At 58.9% G+C, this 19,283-nt stretch carries 17 protein-coding genes; 12 read left to right on the top strand and 5 right to left on the bottom strand.

Annotation, left to right across the window (positions count from 1 at the left end; translation table 11 throughout):
* Positions 1-63: 63 nt before the first annotated feature.
* Complete coding sequence (locus tag KB449_RS15960; protein ID WP_282912830.1) at positions 64-597, bottom strand: type 1 glutamine amidotransferase domain-containing protein; 534 nt, start codon at positions 595-597, stop codon at positions 64-66.
* A gap of 232 nt (positions 598-829) precedes the next feature.
* On the opposite strand from KB449_RS15960, the gene KB449_RS15955 reads away from it, so the two are divergent.
* The 4 genes from KB449_RS15955 (at position 830) to KB449_RS15940 (ending at position 3,626) form a co-directional block, all read left to right on the top strand.
* Positions 830-1,240, top strand: a complete 411-nt coding sequence (locus KB449_RS15955) for a hypothetical protein (protein ID WP_282909324.1) — start codon at positions 830-832, stop codon at positions 1,238-1,240.
* Between the two features lie 107 nt (positions 1,241-1,347).
* Positions 1,348-1,692, top strand: coding sequence for a bacillithiol system redox-active protein YtxJ (gene ytxJ, locus KB449_RS15950; protein ID WP_282909323.1), 345 nt, complete (start codon positions 1,348-1,350; stop codon positions 1,690-1,692).
* Positions 1,693-1,825: 133 nt separating this feature from the next.
* Positions 1,826-2,833 carry a catabolite control protein A gene (gene ccpA, locus KB449_RS15945; RefSeq protein WP_282909322.1) on the top strand — a complete coding sequence of 336 codons (1,008 nt, stop codon included), beginning with the start codon at positions 1,826-1,828 and terminating at the stop codon, positions 2,831-2,833.
* A 103-nt stretch (positions 2,834-2,936) separates the two neighbouring features.
* Entirely contained in the window at positions 2,937-3,626 is a 690-nt protein-coding gene (locus KB449_RS15940) for a 5'-methylthioadenosine/adenosylhomocysteine nucleosidase (protein ID WP_282909321.1), read from the top strand.
* A 112-nt stretch (positions 3,627-3,738) separates the two neighbouring features.
* On the opposite strand, the gene KB449_RS15935 is transcribed toward KB449_RS15940, so the two are convergent.
* Complete coding sequence (locus KB449_RS15935) at positions 3,739-4,935, bottom strand: acetoin utilization protein AcuC (protein ID WP_282909320.1); 1,197 nt, start codon at positions 4,933-4,935, stop codon at positions 3,739-3,741.
* 19 nt (positions 4,936-4,954) lie between these two features.
* Positions 4,955-5,587, bottom strand: coding sequence for a GNAT family N-acetyltransferase (locus tag KB449_RS15930; protein ID WP_282909319.1), 633 nt, complete (start codon positions 5,585-5,587; stop codon positions 4,955-4,957).
* 336 nt (positions 5,588-5,923) lie between these two features.
* Here KB449_RS15930 and acsA point away from each other — a divergent pair, with 336 nt between their 5' ends.
* Positions 5,924-7,648 (top strand): acetate--CoA ligase, encoded by a 1,725-nt coding sequence (gene acsA, locus KB449_RS15925; RefSeq protein WP_282909318.1) that lies wholly within the window; start codon positions 5,924-5,926, stop codon positions 7,646-7,648.
* Between the two features lie 182 nt (positions 7,649-7,830).
* On the opposite strand, the gene KB449_RS15920 is transcribed toward acsA, so the two are convergent.
* Entirely contained in the window at positions 7,831-10,986 is a 3,156-nt protein-coding gene (locus KB449_RS15920) for a penicillin-binding protein 1A (protein WP_282909317.1), read from the bottom strand.
* A 224-nt stretch (positions 10,987-11,210) separates the two neighbouring features.
* Here KB449_RS15920 and KB449_RS15915 point away from each other — a divergent pair, with 224 nt between their 5' ends.
* Entirely contained in the window at positions 11,211-11,711 is a 501-nt protein-coding gene (locus tag KB449_RS15915) for an NfeD family membrane protein (RefSeq protein WP_282909316.1), read from the top strand.
* Between the two features lie 39 nt (positions 11,712-11,750).
* Positions 11,751-13,295, top strand: coding sequence for a flotillin lipid rafts scaffold protein FloT (floT, locus tag KB449_RS15910; RefSeq protein ID WP_282909315.1), 1,545 nt, complete (start codon positions 11,751-11,753; stop codon positions 13,293-13,295).
* A gap of 231 nt (positions 13,296-13,526) precedes the next feature.
* On the opposite strand, the gene rpsD is transcribed toward floT, so the two are convergent.
* Positions 13,527-14,126 carry a 30S ribosomal protein S4 gene (gene rpsD / locus KB449_RS15905; RefSeq protein ID WP_282909314.1) on the bottom strand — a complete coding sequence of 200 codons (600 nt, stop codon included), beginning with the start codon at positions 14,124-14,126 and terminating at the stop codon, positions 13,527-13,529.
* A 376-nt stretch (positions 14,127-14,502) separates the two neighbouring features.
* Here rpsD and KB449_RS15900 point away from each other — a divergent pair, with 376 nt between their 5' ends.
* From KB449_RS15900 to KB449_RS15880, 5 genes are all read left to right on the top strand, one after another.
* Positions 14,503-16,485 (top strand): GGDEF domain-containing protein, encoded by a 1,983-nt coding sequence (locus KB449_RS15900; protein WP_282909313.1) that lies wholly within the window; start codon positions 14,503-14,505, stop codon positions 16,483-16,485.
* A gap of 143 nt (positions 16,486-16,628) precedes the next feature.
* Positions 16,629-17,744: an aminopeptidase gene (locus KB449_RS15895; protein ID WP_282909312.1), complete on the top strand. Its 1,116-nt coding sequence runs from the start codon at positions 16,629-16,631 to the stop codon at positions 17,742-17,744.
* Positions 17,745-17,827: 83 nt separating this feature from the next.
* Positions 17,828-18,067 (top strand): HPr family phosphocarrier protein, encoded by a 240-nt coding sequence (locus KB449_RS15890; protein ID WP_282909311.1) that lies wholly within the window; start codon positions 17,828-17,830, stop codon positions 18,065-18,067.
* A gap of 145 nt (positions 18,068-18,212) precedes the next feature.
* Entirely contained in the window at positions 18,213-18,815 is a 603-nt protein-coding gene (locus tag KB449_RS15885) for a DedA family protein (protein WP_282909310.1), read from the top strand.
* A gap of 160 nt (positions 18,816-18,975) precedes the next feature.
* Positions 18,976-19,275: an Fpa/YlaN family protein gene (locus KB449_RS15880; protein WP_282909309.1), complete on the top strand. Its 300-nt coding sequence runs from the start codon at positions 18,976-18,978 to the stop codon at positions 19,273-19,275.
* The last annotated feature ends 8 nt before the right edge of the window (positions 19,276-19,283 follow it).

Here is a 19,283-nt window from a genome sequence, read left to right as displayed (position 1 = left end):
CCGCACCGTTTACGGATCTTTTTTAATGCCTCTTTTTAATGGCCCCTATCGATATCAATACAATCAGGACTGTCTTCCGTACAATACGTCGCAAAATGCCTTCGCATACTCGGGCAGGTCCGGCGGACGCCGCGCGGAGATCAGATTGCCGTCTACGACAACGGCCTCGTCGAACCAGATCGCGCCCGCATTTTCCATATCGTCGCGGATGCCGGGGGTTGACGTGACCTTGCGGCCTTGCAGGATCTTGGCGGAGACGAGCACCCATCCCGCATGGCAGATCTGGCCGATCGGCTTGCCGGCGGCGTCGATATCCCGCACGAAAGCCTGCACGCGCTCGCTGCGGCGAATTTTGTCCGGCGCCCAGCCGCCGGGCACGAGCAGGCCGTCGCAGCGAGCCGCGTCCAGCTCCTCATAGGACAAATCGGCGACGGCAGGCACGCCGTATTTGCCGATATGCTTGCGTCCCTTCTCCGGGCCTGCGTACAGGACGATTGCGCCTTCCTCGCGTGCGCGGTATACCGGATACCACAATTCCAGGTCTTCGAACTCGTCGTCGATCAGACAAATGATGCGTTTGGCTTCGGTCAATTCGATTCCTCCCAGATCGGCATTTCATCGGCGCGGGTGCGCATAAATATACTCTATCCTAGCACAATTGTCCGACGCGTTCATCCGTTTAGATGGTATAGTTTTAATACCGATTCATTTCCATAATTTACAGTCGTTTGCTAAGGAGGAGTTGGCGGAGCGTCCGCCGAATATATTTTTTCATCGTCCCACTCGGGGATTTTGGAACCGCGCGCGCGGCGCGTAAGGAGAGAGTCGGTTGTACAAACGGTGTATATGCGGGGAAACGATGGCGCTCGGTCTCCGCAAGGTCTTTTATTCCAAGACGGTGAGCATTGCCGGCGTACCCGTTTACGCCTGCAGCCATTGCTCGCGCAACGAAGTCTATCCGGGCGTCAAGTCGGATTTGAGCCGCCTGTTGACTGATTTGGGCGCCAAACCGTTGCCGCGGGAAATTCGTTTCGACGAAGTGCACGAATGGGCCGGCATGCTGAGTCAGGCCGCATCTTCGAGTATGCCGCTGAGTGCCGCCAGAATCGCAAGGCTGACTGAGGAGCGGACGAACGAACTGCTCGATCTGCTGCTGATCGCCGCCTCCCTTGGAGATTTGGCCTGGAAGCGCGAGCTGGAGGGAAGGCTCTCGCAGCTTAACGGACAATACATATCCTAGAGAAATCATGAAGGAGCGCTCGCGCTCCTTTTCTTTTTTTTGCGAAACTTTTTCATTTCTGATACCATGAAAATCAATGAAACTTATTTTCAAGGAGGATGCATGCGATGTCGGATGTGAAAAGACTGCAGACTGTCGAACAGTGGGAAGAAGCGCTTAAGAACACGTCGAGCAAACCGCTGCTCGTCTTCAAGCACAGCACCTCCTGCCCGATCAGCGCGGGTGCGCACGATGAGCTGGACCGTTTCCTCGGCGGACGCGGCGAAATGCCCGTAGACGTCGCCATCGTGCACGTGATCGAGGAGCGCCCCGTGAGCAATGCGATCGCGGAAGCGCTGCAGGTGCAGCACAAGTCGCCGCAGGCGATTCTGGTCCGCGACGGACACGCCGTATGGGACGAATCGCACTGGCGCATAACATCGGAATTTCTGAACGAACGCGTCGGTTCGTAAGGCTCAAAGCGCGACGGATGTCGGGGTTTGCCATTGCGGAAACGCCCCTTTTGTCGTATCATTACCTTAATATACCATGGACGGGTCCTCCAATCGGACAAAGACCTGACATGAGCAAATGGAGCGGTGAGATGTGACGGTAACTATCTATGACGTAGCCCGCGAGGCCGGCGTATCGATGGCGACGGTATCCCGCGTCGTCAATAACAATCCTAACGTAAAGCCGCAGACGAGAAAAAAAGTGTACGAAGCGATCGAGCGTCTCGGCTATCGGCCGAACGCGGTGGCCCGCGGTCTGGCCAGCAAGAAGACGACGACGGTCGGCGTCGTTATCCCCGATATCGCGAACGCGAATTTTGCCGAGGTCGCGCGCGGCATCGAAGATATCGCCAACATGTATCATTACAACATCATCCTGTGCAACGCCGACAAGCGCAAGGAAAAGGAGATACGCGTCATTAACACGCTGCTCGAGAAGCAAGTGGACGGGCTTCTGTTCATGGGCGGCGTCGTGACGGACGAGCATATCCAGGCGTTTAATACGTCCAACGTGCCGATCGTGCTTTGCGCGACGACCGACGAGAAGGGCACGATGCCGTCCGTCGACATCGACCACGAGACGGCGGCTTACGACGCGGTCCGCAAGCTGATCGGCGAAGGCCATACGCGCATCGCGATGATCAGCGGCACGCTGCAGGATCCGGCCAACGGTTATGCTCGCTATCAGGGCTACAAGCGCGCGCTTGAGGAGAGCGGCATCGCACTCGACGAATCGCTCGTGCGCGTCGGCAATTACCGTTACGAGTCCGGCATCGAGGCCGTCCAGTACTTCCTCGAGCTGGGAGAACGTCCGACGGCCGTATTCGCGGCTACGGACGAGATGGCGATCGGCGCCATCCACGGTATCCAGGATGCGGGACTGTCGGTGCCGGAGGACTTCTCCGTCATCGGCGTGGACAACATCCGCATGGCTTCCATGGTCCGTCCTCTGCTGACGACCGTCGCCCAGCCGATGTACGACATCGGTGCGGTTTCGATGCGTTTGCTCACCAAATTGATGAAAAAAGAAAACGTCGAGCAGGCAAGAGTAACGCTTCATCACGAGCTGATCGTTCGCAATTCGGTCGCGCCGCGCGGCTAATTGCCGTCGTTCGACCCGATCGGTCCATAACCAGCTTGATCGCCCTGCGCGGGGTTTATCGCCCGCTGCGGGGCTTCTTATTCGAATCGAAGGAGATATGCGCATGATAGGCATCATCGGCGCCATGCAGGAAGAGATCGACCTGCTGCTAGGCGCGCTGGAGGACGCAGTGGAGCTGCAGCGCTCCGGCATTCGTTATGTGGCGGGCAGCCTGCACGGACACAAAGTCGTCGTGTGCAAGTCGGGCGTAGGCAAGGTCAACGCGGCGATCTGCACGCAAGTGCTCATCGACCGCTTCAGCGCAGACAAGGTCATATTCACGGGCGTGGCGGGAGCGCTCGATCCCGCACTGGATATCGGGGACATCGTCGTATCCTCAAGCAGCCTGCAGCACGATATCGACGTGACCGCGCTCGGCTTCGCCCGCGGCGTCATTCCCTACCAGGAGGTCTCGGACTGGCCTGCGGACGAAGCTCTGATCAAGGCGGCGCGAGAGGCTGGAGACAAGCTGTTCCCCGGCCATATCAAGACCGGCAAGGTGCTCTCGGGAGACCAGTTCATCGCCGACAGAGACCTGGTCGTGCGGCTGAGGGACGAGCTTCAAGGCTCGTGCGTGGAAATGGAGGGCGCTTCCGTTGCGCAGGTATGCGCGATGAACGAGGTGCCGTATGTGGTCATCCGGTCCATCTCGGACAAGGCGGACGGCTCGGCCGACGTCAACTTCGCGGCGTTCACGGTGACAGCCTCCAACCGGTCGTTCGCGATCGTTAACGAGATGCTGCAGCATCTGTGATCTTAATGAGGAGCCTGAAGACAGCGGGTGTCACGTCCGGTCAAGCCGGAGGGCGCCCGCTGTCTTTTCGTATGCTTATTATAGAAACGGTTCCACAATCGTGTTGCGCCGGTCAGCCCAGATGCTGAAGCGCCAAGGCCACGATCTCGCGGTTTTTGGCCGAAATCTCGGACCTGCGAGGCATCGGCGACCACAGCGACGTATCGTCCAGCCAGGTTGTCGGCAGGTCCGCGGGCCGGCTGGGCGACGATAGCCGGGGCCAAGAGGCGGGGAGAAGCCCGCCGTCCGGGGACGCGTCGATGGATGCGAGCAGCGGATGATCGCTCATCTCCAGCCACAGCAAGCTCCATGCCCTGGGCACGACATGCCAATGCTCGTAGCCGCCGCCGCCGAGCGCGACCCAGCGTCCGTCCGTATGCGCGTGCGCCAGCCGGTGAATGAGCCTTGGCATCTCGCGATAGATTCGCATGCTGCAGTGAATGTGCGCGAGCGGATCGAGCGCGTGGGCATCGCAGCCATGCTGGCTGACGACGACGTCTGGCTTGAACGCGCGCATGACCTGGGCGAGGCCGGCCTCGAAGCTCTCCAGCCAGGATTCGTCCTCTGTATACGGTTCCACGGGAATGTTGAGACTGGCGCCGTAGCCGCTGCCTTCGCCACGCTCGTGCGCGAACCCGCTGCCCGGGAAGAGGAACTTGCCCGTCTCGTGAATCGAGTAGGTAAAAATGTCCGGGTCCGTATAAAAGCTCCACTGCACGCCGTCGCCGTGATGCACGTCGGTATCGATGTACAGCACCTTGGCGTCGTATTTGCGGTGAATCCAGGAGATGGCGCAAGCGGCGTCGTTGTAGACGCAGAAGCCCGCGCCCCGCTCGCGGAAGGCGTGATGCAGGCCGCCGCCCAGATGAAGCGCATGCTTGGTCGCCCCCGACATGACTGCCTCGGCAGCGCTCAGCGAGCCTTGAACGACGGCCAGCGCGGCGTCGTGCATGCCGGGGAAATAGGGCGTATCGCCGTCCTCTTCGAGGCCGTACTGCTCGGCCAAGTCCTGGTAGGAAACGGCCGGGGCCGCGACGCTGAGCGCTCGTGCCGTCTCGATATAGTCGGCCCGGTGAATGGCGCCCACGGCCTCGGCCGCGCCTTCTGCGGTCGGCAAGAGCTTGTCTTCGGGCCCCAGCGCGCCGCAGTCCTCGAGCAGCTCCTCGGTCAGGGCGAGCCGGATCGGGTGAAAAGGATGATCTTCGCGAAACGAGTACCGCTTTACGGCGCTGCAGTCGATCCAGCGCGCGTGATCGCTATTCGATGACACAGGGGTCGCCTGCCTTTCGTCAATACATAAACCGCTGGCGGAATCTCACGCGGTCGAACTGCTCGGCCGACGACAGCGGCACGTCCTTGCCGATGCGCACCATCAGGCAGTTGGCCGGATGCGCGCAAATCTCGGGATCGTCCGTCGCGAACCATACCATGCCGACGGACTTCATTAATTTTTCCATCATCTCTCGGTACTGCCAGACGTTTAATCCGCTTTTTTCCAGGTCCCAGTGCCAGTAATATTCGGTCGTATAAACGATGGCATTGTCGAGCTGCTCCTCCGCGAACGCCGCGACGATCATCGCTTTGCCGAGGCCGAGCGATCGGTACTCGTCCGCCACCTCGATGGCGCCCAGCTCGATCAGATCGTCCATGCCGCCTTCGGACCAGCGCTCGAGCTCGTCGGGATAGTGGAAGGTGACATAGCCGACGATCATATCATCTTCGCGGGAGATGATGATCCGGCCTTCGGGCAGTCCGGCGATCTCCACGAGCGCCTCATGCTGTTCTCTGGGTCTACGGAAAGCGTCGAGCTTGTCGTGGAGCCGATAGCCCTTCAGCCGCTCCGGCTCGACCGGGCCTTCAATGACGATCGGACCCGCCCGTCCGGGCCTGGCAACGCGCTGATAGCGCTTGTAATGTTCCATGCCGCACGCTCCTTTTGCAGATTCGAGTATGTGTTGCGCGAGGGGGTTCGACGATTCTCATTATACAGCATTATACAGCAAAGCCGCTGCCGCGCGCTTTTTTTGCCGAATACGCATGCCTTTTTGCCGAATACGCATGCCTTTATGCCGATTTCACATGCCTTTTTTGACATTGTTGCCTATGTCATGGAGAAAATTTCCCTCCTTTTGTTGCGTTGGTATGACGCGCGCATGGTATAATGGCAAAAGCAAGCCTCCAGGGCTTTGTTCTTCGTGTAAGCGCATTCGTATACTTAGCATCGGGTTTGCAGCAAATCAACGGGAAGGTGATCGGTAATGACGTTAAGTCAGGATGAAAAATTGGCCGTTACGGCGACAACCGCAAATCTCGAATCTTATGAGGACGCGGTGCGCAACTTCGATTGGGAGAACATCGAAAACCACTTTTCCTGGTCCAAGACCGGGAAGGTCAATATGGCGTACGAAGCGATCGACCGCCATGTCGAGGCGGGCAGAGGCGATACGATCGCTTTGCACTATAGCGATGCACAGCGCGACGAGAGCTATACTTTCGCCGATCTGTCCCGGCATTCCGCGCGCTTCGCCAATGTGCTCCGCGGACTCGGCATCGGCAAGGGCGACCGCGTTTTCATCTTTATGCCGCGCACGCCTGAGCTTTACTTCGCACTGCTTGGCGCGCTGAAGATCGGCGCCGTCGTGGGTCCGCTGTTCGAAGCGTTCATGGAGACGGCCGTCCGGGATCGCCTGCAGGACAGCGGCGCGGTCGCAATCGTGACGACGCCGGCTCTCCTGCCGCGCATCTCGCGCGCCGAGCTGCCGGAGCTGAGGCATCTGATCGTGTTCGGCGAAGGCGTTGCCGCAGGCGACGGGATCGTAGATTTCAAGAGCGAGATGGAAAAGGCTTCCGAGTCGGCGGAGATCGAGTGGCTCGGGCGCGAAGACGGCCTGATTCTGCACTATACGTCAGGCTCGACCGGCAAGCCGAAGGGCGTCTACCATGTGCAAAATGCCATGATCCAGCATTATTATACCGGACGCATCGTACTTGATCTGAAGGAAGGCGACGTGTATTGGTGTACGGCCGATCCGGGCTGGGTAACCGGCACGTCGTATGGCATATTCGCGCCTTGGCTGAACGGAGCGACCAACGTCATCCGCGGCGGACGCTTCAGCCCGCAGGACTGGTACGCCACCCTCGAGAAGTACAAGGTTACCGTCTGGTACAGCGCGCCGACCGCCTTCCGCATGCTGATGGGCGCAGGCGACGATGCGGTCCGCCCGTTCGATCTGTCCAACCTGCGCCATGTGCTTAGCGTCGGCGAGCCGCTGAACCCCGAGGTCGTTCGTTGGGGGCTCAAAGTTTACAACCAGCGTATCCACGATACGTGGTGGATGACGGAGACGGGCGGACAGCTCATCTGCAATTATCCGAGCATGGAGATCAAGCCCGGTTCCATGGGCCGGCCGATCCCCGGCGTTCAGGCGGCCATTATCGACGATCAGGGCAACGAACTGCCGCCGATGCGGATGGGCAACCTCGCGATCCGTACGCCCTGGCCATCGATGATGCGCAAGATCTGGAACAATCCGGCCAAGTACGAGGAATACTTCCGGATCCCAGGCTGGTACGTGTCCGGCGACTCCGCATACATGGACGAAGAAGGCTACTTCTGGTTCCAGGGCCGGATCGACGACGTCATCAACACGTCCGGCGAGCGCGTAGGACCGTTCGAGGTCGAGAGCAAGCTGGTCGAGCATCCGGCCGTCGCCGAAGCGGGCGTCATCGGCAAGCCCGATCCGCTCCGCGGCGAGATCATCAAGGCGTTCATCTCGCTGCGTGAGGGCTTCGAGCCTTCCGAGGAACTGAAGGCGGACATTTCCAAGTTCGTCAAGGTCGGACTGTCCGCGCATGCGGCGCCGCGCGAGATCGAGTTCAAGGACAAACTGCCGAAGACTCGCAGCGGCAAGATCATGCGTCGTGTCCTCAAGGCTTGGGAGCTCAATCTCCCGACCGGCGACCTGTCTACGATTGAAGACTGATCACATGGAACGAGGCCGTCCTTTTGGAGAAGCGATTCTCCGAAGGGCGGCTTTCTTATAATTGAAGAAGAGATGGATTTGGCAAGATCGCGCCCATCGATGAAACGGCAACCGAAAATGGAAAATGGAAAAAAACGCTTCGGCTGACGATGCCGAAGCGTTTTTTTTAATGCGCAGGATCGCTAACTGTTCTTGACCTCGACAGAAGGCGAGGCGTCCGAGGCGCCGGTATCGTTGACCGCACGCACGCGGTACCATCCGGCCGTGTTATTGCCGGACAGCTCGTACTGAGTCGATTGGGTCGACTCGACGCGCCGGTAGTTGCCCTTTTCGCTGGCGCTGTACCATACCTCGTAACGCGAGACTTTGTCGGCGTCGGGATTGGCGTTCCAGCTGAGCGTCACGCCGCCGGCAGAGGGCTGAGCGGCCAGGCCGGACGGCGCGGCAGGCTGCGCCTGACCCGGGTCGTTGGAAGGTGCGCCGCCGTTGGTGACCGGGTCAACCTGGCCGTTGCCCTGACCGTCGAGCGGCGTGCCTGCGTCGCCCGGATCGGAGCTGTTGCCGCCGTCTCCGCCGCCTCCGGTACCACCGCCAGTGCTACCGCCGCCGGACGAGGAAGATTCGCTGCGTCCGGATTCGTTGCCTGCGACGTCGACGGCCGTTACTGCATACCGAACGCTGCCGGAGGACGAATAGTCGATGAAACGGGTGTCTTCGCCGGTCAGCACCGAGCTGCCTGTTTTGACATACGAACCGCCGTTTACCGAGCGATAAAGTCGGTAGCCGACGACGTCCGCTTGGGGACTTTTGCTGAAGGAGATGCGCATTTTACCGCCTCCGAGCTGTTCGACCGTGATATTGCCCGGCGCGCTCGGGGACGAGCCGTCGTCCACGCGCGGATCCGGCTTCGATGGCGCACCGCCCGAGGCATCCCTCGGCAAATAATAGGACAACGCCTTCCGGCTCGAAGCCGGCACCTTGTCCAGCGCGGCCTTCAGCTCCTCGATCAGCGCGTCGAGCGGTTTTTCCCGCTTGGTCATGATCGATTCGCGGAGCATATCTTCCGGCGTCTCCGGCGACGGCTTATAGTTTACGCCGTTGTAGGAGATGTACTTGACGGCGACAAGGGCGTCGTCTTCCTCCGTCGGAATGTATTTCTTGTTGAAAATATCCGTCACAAGCTTGCCTGCGGAGCGGGTAAGATCGGTCGGCAGCTTGCCGCTGACGCTGGATACGGTCATCGAGACGATGCCCTCCGGCTTCTTGAATTCCTTTGTCGGGAACAGATCGGGTCTGGCTTCGGTCACTTCGTTCATGACCTTGGTCCAGATTTCTCTGGCGCGCGCGTGCCCGTCGGTGGAGAGCGTGTTAACCGACTTTTCGTAGCCCGCCCAGACGCCCAGCGTAATATCCGGCGTGAAGCCCTCGAACCAGACGTCCGCATAGTTGGAGGTCGTGCCGGTCTTGCCGACGATCGGAATCTTGCCGTAGTTATTAAATCCGTTTTTGACGGATTTGCCCGTTCCGTCCGTGACGACGGTGCGGAGCATATCGGTCATCAGATACGCGGATTGTTCGGAGACGACGCGCTTTGGCGCCGCTTTGTGCTCGATTACGATGTTGCCGTACGAATCCTTCATTTTTTCGATCAGGTACGCATCGTTGAACACGCCTTTGTTGGCGATCGCGCCGTACGCGTTGGTCAGCTCCTCGACGGTGACGCCGTATTTGAGACCGCCGATAACGCCGGTCTGCGCATAGTCGTCTTCCGGCACGAGCGTCGTGATGCCCAGCTGGCGCGCGAAATCCCAGGCGCCCTTGATTGTCACCTTGTCGAGAAACACCTTGAGCGCCGGCAGGTTGAGCGATTGGTTAAGCGCGTACCGGGCCGTTACGAGACCCGAATAGCGGTTGTTCGAGTTTTTCGGAATATGCAAGCTCGAGCCGCTGTTTTTCAAAATGATCGGCGCGTCGTCCAAAATGCTGGCCGGACTGATAAGTCCCTTGTCGATTGCCGGCAGGTAGGCGCCGATCGGCTTCATGGCCGAGCCGGGCTGCCGTTCCATCTGCGTAGCGAAGTTGAGCTGTTCGATGTGGAAGTCGCGTCCTTCGATCATGCCGAGAATCGCGCCGGTCTTGTGGTCCAGCATGACGGCGGCCGTCTGCTCGACGCCCTTCGTCTTGCTGTCCGGCGAGAAGTTTTTCGGATCCTCCGCCACCTTGTGCATCGTATCGTACACTTTTTTATCGATGGTCGTGGTAATTTTATAGCCTCCGCGAAGCAGCTGCTCGCGCGCGTCTTCGATGAGAGAGGCGTTTTCCTTTTTCTTGAGGTCGTCGATGGTCAGGGTGGGATTTTGCTGCAGCACGAGCTGCATGGCCGCCTGACGTTCGACCTCTAGCATCAGATACGGATAAGTGTTATAGGCCTTTTCCGTCGGCTTGGCGAGCGAGCCGTAAATATCGAAGGCAATCGCTTCGTCATATTGCTGCTGGTTGATCTTGCCGTATTCGAGCATCTTCTGCAGAACCAGCTTCTGACGGGCGAGTGCCCGCTTGAAGTTGGCTTCGTTGAAGTCGCCCTTGCCCGTGAAGGCCGAATAAGCGGAAGGACGCTGCGGCAGCCCGGCCAGGTAAGCCGCCTGCGCCAGGTTGAGCTTGCTTAGATCTTCGATGCCGAATATTCCTTTGCTGGCGGCCTTGATGCCGTACAACTGGTAACCGGACGCGCCGTTGCCGTAAGGAATTTTGTTCAAGTAAGCGGTGAGGATCTCTTCCTTGCCCAGGAAGCGCTCGAGCCGCAGGGACAGGAAGATCTCTTTGGCTTTGCGGCTTTGCGTCTGGTCGAGGCTTAAGAATACGCGGCGTGCCAGCTGCTGCGTGATCGTGCTGCCGCCGGTCTGCACGTCTTCGTTGAGCAACTGCTGCTTGACGGCGCGGAACAGACCGTTGGTATCGACGCCGACGTGATTGAAGAAATTTTTGTCCTCGATGGACAGAACCGAATCGATGATGACCTGCGGAATCTTGTCGTACGTGATCGGCTGCCTGTCTTCCTCGGTTCGAAGCTGGCCGATCAGCGTTCCGTCGCGGAAATAGACGAAACCGGTTGCATTGTTTTCGTTGATCTTTTCCTCGATTAACGCTCTCGATCGGATCGGATCGTCCTTGACCAACGCTGCGATATATCCGCCGACGGCGCCGCCTGCCGCCAGACCTGCCAATACGGCGAAGAATACCAGCCACAATATGGTATAAGTGAACAATTTGGCGGCCATGACCCATGGCGAGCGTTTTTTTCGTTTCGGCTTCTTGGAAGGCTGCTTGGTATCGCTCATTTATGTATCCTCCTTCAACAAAACAGTCTTATTATAGCACAATAGGCGATTGTTTGACCTCCCGCATCTCCGTTCGAGCCGATTCGCAGGTTAAAAAGGGACAAGCTCTTCCAATTTTTTCTCCCATTGACCGATAACAGGAGGAGGGGAGCAACTTTTGGAAATGCTTGTCGTATGTATTAATGTCGCCGATTACGGATTCTGGCGCAGAAGGAGAGGGAAGCGTGGAGATTTTGTTCTGGAGCTGTTTGGCGTTCGGCGTGCTGATGGCATTGGTTACGCTGATCGTCGGCGATCTCGGAGGCGCGTTCGATTTTCTCCCTCACGATCTGTTTGAGCCCGTCGTCCTGGCGGGGGGGATCACGATCTTCGGCGGCGCGGGGCTGCTGCTGGCCCGCTATTCCGCGCTTCCGTCCGGAGGCGTGTACGCTTTCGCGGCCGCGGCCGCGGCGCTCGGCGGACTGGCGATGCATTTCGTTTATGTGAGGCCGATGAAGAACAGCGAAAATTCGGTTGCGTACTCGATTCGGGATTTGGAGGGCAAGCGGGCCGAGGTCATCACGTCGATTCCGGCCGTCGGATTCGGCGAAGTGCTCGTTCGGGTCGGCGCGGGCAACGCCAATCACATTGCCGAGAGCTTCGACGGCGAAACGCTGGCCGAAGGGACGAAGGTCGTGGTCGTGCGAGTGAAGGACGATGTGCTCGGCGTATCGCGGATGGAGTAACAAGGGGAATCCTACTTATTGATGTAGAGGAGAATGCAAATGCAATCGATCGATGAAGCGCTTTATATCCCGATCATCGTTGTCGCCGTGCTGCTTGTGCTCGGACTCGCGTTTTGGGCGCGGTACAAGACAGTGGCGCCGGACCTCGCCATGATCGTGACCGGCTCTTTTCTCGGCAGTAAAAACGTATCCGTGGACGAATCGGGCCGCCGGATCAAGATCGTGCGAGGCGGAGGCGCTTTTATATTGCCGATATTCCAGCAAGCCCAGTTTCTGTCGCTGCTGTCCCACAAGCTCGACGTGAGCACGCCCGAAGTTTACACGGAGCAAGGCGTGCCGGTGCTGACCGACGCGGTAGCGATCATTAAGATCGGAGGCGCGGTGGAGGACGTGGCGACGGCTGCCGAGCAATTCATGGGCAAGCCGACGGAAGCGCTGCGCAGCGAAGCGCAAGAGGTGCTCGAAGGCCATCTGCGCGCCATCCTCGGTACGATGACCGTAGAAGAGGTGTACCGGAACCGCGAGCGCTTTGCGCAGGAGGTTCAGGGACAAGCGGCGCGCGACCTGAAGAAGATGGGCCTGCAGATCGTCTCGTTCACCATCAAGGATGTCCGAGACAAGCACGGTTATCTCGAAGCGCTCGGCAAGCCGCGGATCGCGGCCGTCAAGCGGGATGCAGATATTGCCGAAGCCGAAGCGATCCGGGACTCGCGGATTCAGAAGGCCGCCGCGGAGGAGCAGGGCCAGAAGGCGGAGCTGCTGCGCGACACGAACGTCGCCGAAGCGACGAAGGAAAAGGAGCTGAAGGTCGCTTCGTTTAAGAAGGAATCGGACGTGGCGAAGGCCGAAGCCGACCAAGCCTATTCCATTCAAGAGGCGCGTTCGAAGCAAAGCGTCGTCGAGGAGCAGATGCAGGTCGAGATCGTGCGCAAGGAGCGGGAGATCGACCTGGAGGGCAAGGAGATACTGCGCCGGGAAAAGCAGTACGACGCCGAGGTCAAGAAAAAAGCCGACGCCGACCGTTATGCGGTCGTTCAGGCGGCCGAAGCGGATAAGGCGAGGCAGATCAACGAAGCGGACGCCCACAAGTACCGCATCGAGGCGGAGGCCAAGGCAAATGCCGAGCAAAAGCGGTTGAACGGCTTGGCGGAGGCCGAAGCGGCGCGGGCGAAAGGTACGGCCGATGCGGAAGTCGTGCGGCTGCGCGGTCTGGCCGAAGCGGAAGCGAAGGAAAAGCTCGCGCAGGCGTTCGAGAAGTTCGGCGAGGCGGCCGTCCTCGACATTATCGTGAAGATGCTGCCGGAGCTCGCAGGAAAGGTGGCGGAGCCGATCTCGTCGATCGACAAGCTTACCGTCGTCGACACGGGGCACGGCGAAGGGGCGGCGCGCGTCAGCAATTACGTGACTTCGCTTATGGCGACCGCGCCGGAAATGCTCAAAAGCGTATCCGGTATCGATATCGGACAGCTCGTACAGCGGCTGACCCAGCCGGGCAAACATGCGCTGACGCCAGCAGCGACGCCAGCAACCGCGCCGGTCGCGCTGTCGCAGCAGGGGGACGGAACGCAGGGCACGAACGGTTAGTCCGGCCAATCGAACTTTCCTGTTCTCATCATCGAACATAAGTCAACCCGTCCGCTTCGGCGGACGGGTTTGTTGCGACTGCAGCTCCAATCCAAACGATAGGCTCTTATGCGCTTTCGTCAGTGCGTCATTTCGCTTCTGCATGCCATGGGCTTAAATGCGGCGCAGGCCGGACGCCAATAAAAAAACGCTCCGGCTGGGCCGGAGCGCATACTTGCGATAGCAATACGATTAGCGGCTGTAGAATTCGACGATTTGTTGTTCGTCGATGTCTTGGGACAGCTCTTCGCGGCTAGGCAGGCGAACGTACTTGCCTTCCATAGCGGCTTGGTTAAAGTCCAGGTAGCCGGCGATGTGATGACGGGAATCCGAAGCTTCCTTGATCGCCTTCAGGCCGCGGCTGCGCTCGCGAAGACCGATGAGGTCGCCGACTTGTACCGTGTACGAAGCGATGTCGACCTTCTTGCCGTTAACGGTGACGTGACCGTGCGACACGAGTTGGCGCGCGCCTGCGCGGGAGTTGGACCAGCCGAGGCGGTATACCAGGTTGTCCAGACGGCTCTCAAGCAGGAACATGAAGTTTTCGCCCGATTTGCCCTTCAGCTTGGAAGCGCGATCGAACAGGTTGCGGAATTGCTTTTCGTTCAGGCCGTACATGTGGCGCAGCTTTTGCTTTTCGAGCAATTGCTGGCCGTAGCCGCTGATCTTGCGGCGTTGGTTCGCGCCGTGCTGCCCCGGAGGGAACGCGCGCTTGAGGTCTTTGCCGGTACCGCTCAGGGAAATGCCGAGGCGGCGGCTCAGTTTAAATTTAGGACCGGTATATCTGGACATGAATGTGTGACTCCTTTTTCAAAAGGGAATTTTTGAAAATGGGTTGTCGTTGCGCCGAACGCATTCCATAAAGAAGAAAATCTTCTTCCCGGCAAGAAGTTCAGCCGCTGCCCGCCGAGGGAACCGTTCGTGAGGGTGACACAAACAAAGAGCCCAATGTTCAACTATAAATATTATAAGAAAAACAAGGCGAATGTCAAGGTCGTCACGCTTACAGCTGGACAACTTAAATGGTGCTTGCTTTTCTCGGAAAACAAGCGAGTTATATAAGTGTAGAGACGCAAGACGCAAGTCCCGATATTTGCTCGCTTTCTAGTGCAAAAATCATGAGTCCATTGTATAGTTAATATAGAAGCGCGGCGAGGGAGGGTCCGGGATGGTTCAACCAAGGGAAAATTTAGACTCGGTTCGACATCATCATCGCGCGGCAGTCGAGCTCAAGCGCGCTACGGATGACTTGCCGTCTTGGATAGCGGGACAGGATCTAACGGAAGCCGATCTTCCTTATATACATGAGCTGTTGCAAAAAAGCTTCGGCGATTGGGTCGAACAGAGCGAGGGCTTTCCATGGCTGTCCGGCTGGCCGATCGCCCTCGTTCACCCCGATTATACCGAAGTCGCCGTCACCGGCGCATCCGCGAATGTCGGGCTGCCGGTCTCGTGGCGCCGGGAGGCGGCGGGACCGACCGCGACGGGCATGGCGCTCGAATCGTGCAGGCCCGCTCTCTTGCGCGCCGAAGAGCACGAGCATTCTGCGCTGAGGAGCCGCGATACGCTGGCCGTCCCGATATTCAGCCGATCCACCGGGTTCGTCTGCGCCGCGATCGTTTGCTCGGCGCCCGCCGGCGCGGCGGGCGCCGGCGAGCTCAAGCTCCTGCAGGCCGCGGCCCTGCATTTCAAGAGCTGCCTGTACCGCCGTTTCGAGCATCTGTTCGTCGAAGGCCAGCTGCACGCGTCCAATCGCGCCAGACGGGAAGACCGGCGCAAGGACCGGCTGCTGGAGATTATGCGACGGATGAACGACCATATCGACGTGGAGAACGTGCTGGCCGAAGTGTTCAGCAGTCTCGAGCAGATGTATCCGACATGCAGGACGAACCTCTTTTTGTCCCAGGATTACAGCAGCATCAACGAGCGCGTGCAGCCGCTTGCCTTTCACCACCAGGACATGGATCTCTGCTGGAGAGCGTTTATGGACGGCGAGCGGCGCGAGGACGGCATCGGCGAGTTTCGCCGGATCGCGTTTCCGCTGGCGGGCAAGCAGGGCGTGTATGGCGTGCTCCGGCTCGACCTGTCGGCCGAGCCGTTCGACGATCTCGACATGCGCTTCGTCTCGACGCTGACGAGCGGTGCGGGCACCGCCTTCGAGAAGGCGCGAATGCACGAGCAGGCGAACGTGCTGATCGGCGAGCTGCGCCTGATCAACGAGCTGACGCAGCGCCTCAACAGCAGTCTGCGGCTGTCGGATACGATTCAGTTCGCGACGTCCGAGCTGATGTCGATTTTTAACGCGGACTTTTGCTTCATCATGCAGCTCGATATGCAGCTGAATCACTTCAGCGTCATCTCGTCCAACGTACCTGAGCTCAACAATGACGTTTTCTCGATCGATTACGGCTTTTGCGGCGTCATGCTTGCGACCAAGGAGCCGATTATTCTGTCGGATTACCACTCGGCGACGCCGGTCAGATCCAGGCTGCTCGAATCGACGCGCTCGCGCTCGCTGATCGCCTCTCCGCTGCTGCTCAACGGCGAAGTAATCGGCGCCATCATGGTCACGCATCGTCAACCGAACCATTTTTCCTACGAGAACTATAAGCTGCTGCAGGTGCTGTCCGCGCATATCGGGCTCGCGGTGTCGAATTCATCGCTGCACGCCGAAGTGCGGCGAATGGTCATCACGGACAATCTGACAGGGCTGTATGCGCGTCACTACTTGAACGAACGGATTCAGCGCAAGCAGGAGAAGGACGCTTCGGGTTCGCTGATCGTCGTCGATATCGACCATTTCAAGAAAATCAACGATACGTATGGCCATCAGGTGGGCGACGCGATCCTGATCCAGGTCAGCTCCATCATCCGCAGCGCGATTCGGGAGAGCGATATTGCCGCGCGTTGGGGCGGCGAGGAGCTCGCTATCTATTTGCCGCAGCTCAGTCTCGATCAGACGCTCAAGGTTGCCGAGCGTATCCGCAGCCGCGTAGAGGAGGAGACCGCGCCCAAGGTGACGGTGTCGTGCGGCGTATCGGAGTGGTCTGCAGGCGACGAGCGGATCAGCGTCGAATCGCTGTTCTACCGCGCGGATATGGCGCTGTACGAAGCCAAGCACCAGGGACGCAACTGCGTGACGGTCGGCTGACCGCAACCGGCGGCACGCCCAAGGACAAGTCGGAGGGGACTCCATCGCTTGTCCTTTTTGTCTTGCACGGATTTTTGAATGTGAGGTCCGCGGTGGTACAATGTTAGCACGCTTAAGACTATAGACAATCGGAGGTCATATCGATGCGCGACGCGCGAATTCAACAATTGGCGGCTAATCTGGCCGGATATTCCGTTAACGTGCAGCCCGGCGAGCATGTGCTGATCGAGATGATCGGACCGGAGCGGGAGCTGCTTAAGGCGCTCGTCGAGGAGGTCGCGAAGCGCGGCGGATACCCGCACGTGGAGATCGAGGACCGCTCCGTCACGCGGGAGCTGCTGCGACATGCCCGTCCCGAGATGGTCGAGACGTGGGCCGCGTACGAGATGGACCGGATGAAGCGCATGCAGGGTTATATCGGCATCCGTTCCGGAGACAACGTGAACGAGCTGTCCGACGTGCCCAAGGACAAAATGGCGCTCTACGACAGCGTACACCGTCACCCGATTCATCTGGAACAGCGCGTCAAGCATACCAAGTGGGTCGTGCTCCGCTACCCGAACGCCTCCATGGCGCAGCTGTCGGGCCGCTCCACCGAAGCGTTCGAGGACTTTTACTTCGACGTCTGCAATCTCGATTACGCCAAAATGGACAAAGCGATGGATCCCCTCCACGAGCTGATGAAAAAGACGGACAAGGTGAGGATTACAGGGCCGGGAACCGAACTATCCTTCTCGATCCGGGGCATCGGCGCTAAAAAATGTTCGGGCGCCCGCAATATTCCGGACGGCGAGGTATACTCTTGCCCGATGCGCGATTCGGTCAACGGCACGATCGCTTACAATACGCCGAGCGTCTACAACGGATTCGCTTATGAAAACATCACATTTACGTTCGAAAACGGCAAAATCGTCAAGGCGACCGCAAACGACGACGAGCGCATCAACGCGCTGCTCGACACCGACGAAGGCGCGCGCTATATCGGCGAATTCAGCCTCGGGTTCAATCCGTACATCCTTCACCCGATGAAAGACACGCTTTTCGACGAGAAAATCGCCGGAAGCCTGCATTTCACACCGGGGCAAGCCTACGAGGATTGCGACAACGGCAACCGCTCGGCCATCCATTGGGACCTCGTCCTCATCCAGCGCCCCGAATACGGCGGCGGCGAGATCTACTTCGACGACGTTTTGATCCGCAAGGACGGCGTGTTTGTCCTTCCCGAACTGGAAGGATTAAATCCGGACAATCTGAAATGAAGCGTTTACCCCTTGCCACCGTTCCGCGATACAGAGTATGATGGGATATGAAATCGTGAACCCTAATTCTTGGAGGGATTGCCTTGACTAACAACGCTGCAATCGTGGAATTGTCACAAACTGCGAACAAGTTCCGTTCTTCGATCGTGCTTCAGGCCGACAACAAGTACATCGACGTTAAAAGCATTCTGGGCCTTTTCACCACACTTGTGGGCGGACATGCTTATGAGCTGCACGTTCACGGGCCCGATGCGGACGAGGCGAAGAAGGAGCTGGGCGAAGTGTTCGCCAAGCACAACCTGAACGTCTCGATCGTAGACTGACGCCTGCGGGCGGATCGTACCCGGCATAGCCCATATCGGCTTCCCCCGTCCATGCGGACGGGGTGTTTGTCTTCAAGAGACCCTTCGCAAATTCGCATACATATCCGGGCAGCGCGCTGCCCTCACCAGGAGATGCAGACTTTCCATGACCGATTCACTGCTGGGGCTCGTGTTCGAATACGGTTACGTCGGATTGTTTCTCGCGATGGCGCTCGGCCTGGTCGGTATCCCCGTGCCGGATGAAGCGCTGTTGACGGCAGCGGGCTACCTGATGACGCAGGGGCATATGAAGCTCGGCTTCACGATGCTGGCGGCCATCGGCGGAAGCTTAACCGGCATGTCGCTTAGCTACCTGCTGGGCAGATGGCTGGGAAGGCCGCTGCTGACAAAGCTCGGCCCGCTGCTGCGGCTGACGCCGGACAAGCTCGCGAGGCACGAGGCGCGCTTTTCCAAGTGGGGGCAGGTTCTCGTTCTGGTCGGTTACTTCGTGCCCGGTCTTCGGCATATGACCGCCTTGTTTATCGGTCTCGGCAAGCATCCGTACCGTCCGTTCCTGTTCTACGCCTCGCTGGGCGCGCTCGCCTGGACGAGTACGTTCGAGCTGATCGGCGTGCTCCTCGGGGAGCACTGGCGGGAGAGCGCGCTTTTCGTGCAGCGCGAGGCGGTAACGGCTTTTTTGCTGCTCGTCGGCATGGGCGGTCTGCTCCTTCTCGTCCGGCGCTACTCGCTGCGGCGGAATAACGGCTGAAGCGATCGTTTCGCTTGGGATTGCCGCCTTCTTTCTCCTTCCTGTCCTTGTGCTTGGGCCGCTTTTCGTCTAATATGGATAGTGAAGAATTATATCGCGTATAAAAGGCGGCTTTGCCGTTTGAAATTGAATCGGCATGATTGGCACAGGGGGAGTGGGAATGGCTTCATCGGATGTCATGTTGAATCTGAACGAGAAGGCGCTTCGCCTCCTGCAGGACGACGCCGGCAAGATCGAGAAACTGATCGCCATCCAAATGGAGAACCTGGCGACCCGCAAATGCCCGCTTTACGAAGAGGTGCTGGACACCCAGATGTACGGCTTTTCTCGGGCGGTCGACTTTGCGGTACGAGCGGGACTCGTAGAAGAAACGGAAGGCAAGCAATTGATCAGTCAATTGGAGCGCAACCTGGCGCTGTTATACGAAGCGTTGGCGCAGAAGGCCGAGCTCGACGCCTGATTGTCCTC

The sequence above is a fragment of the Cohnella hashimotonis genome, assembly GCF_030014955.1.
Taxonomy (GTDB): Bacteria; Bacillota; Bacilli; order Paenibacillales; family Paenibacillaceae; genus Cohnella; species Cohnella hashimotonis.
This window is presented reverse-complemented; position numbering and strand designations above follow the sequence as displayed.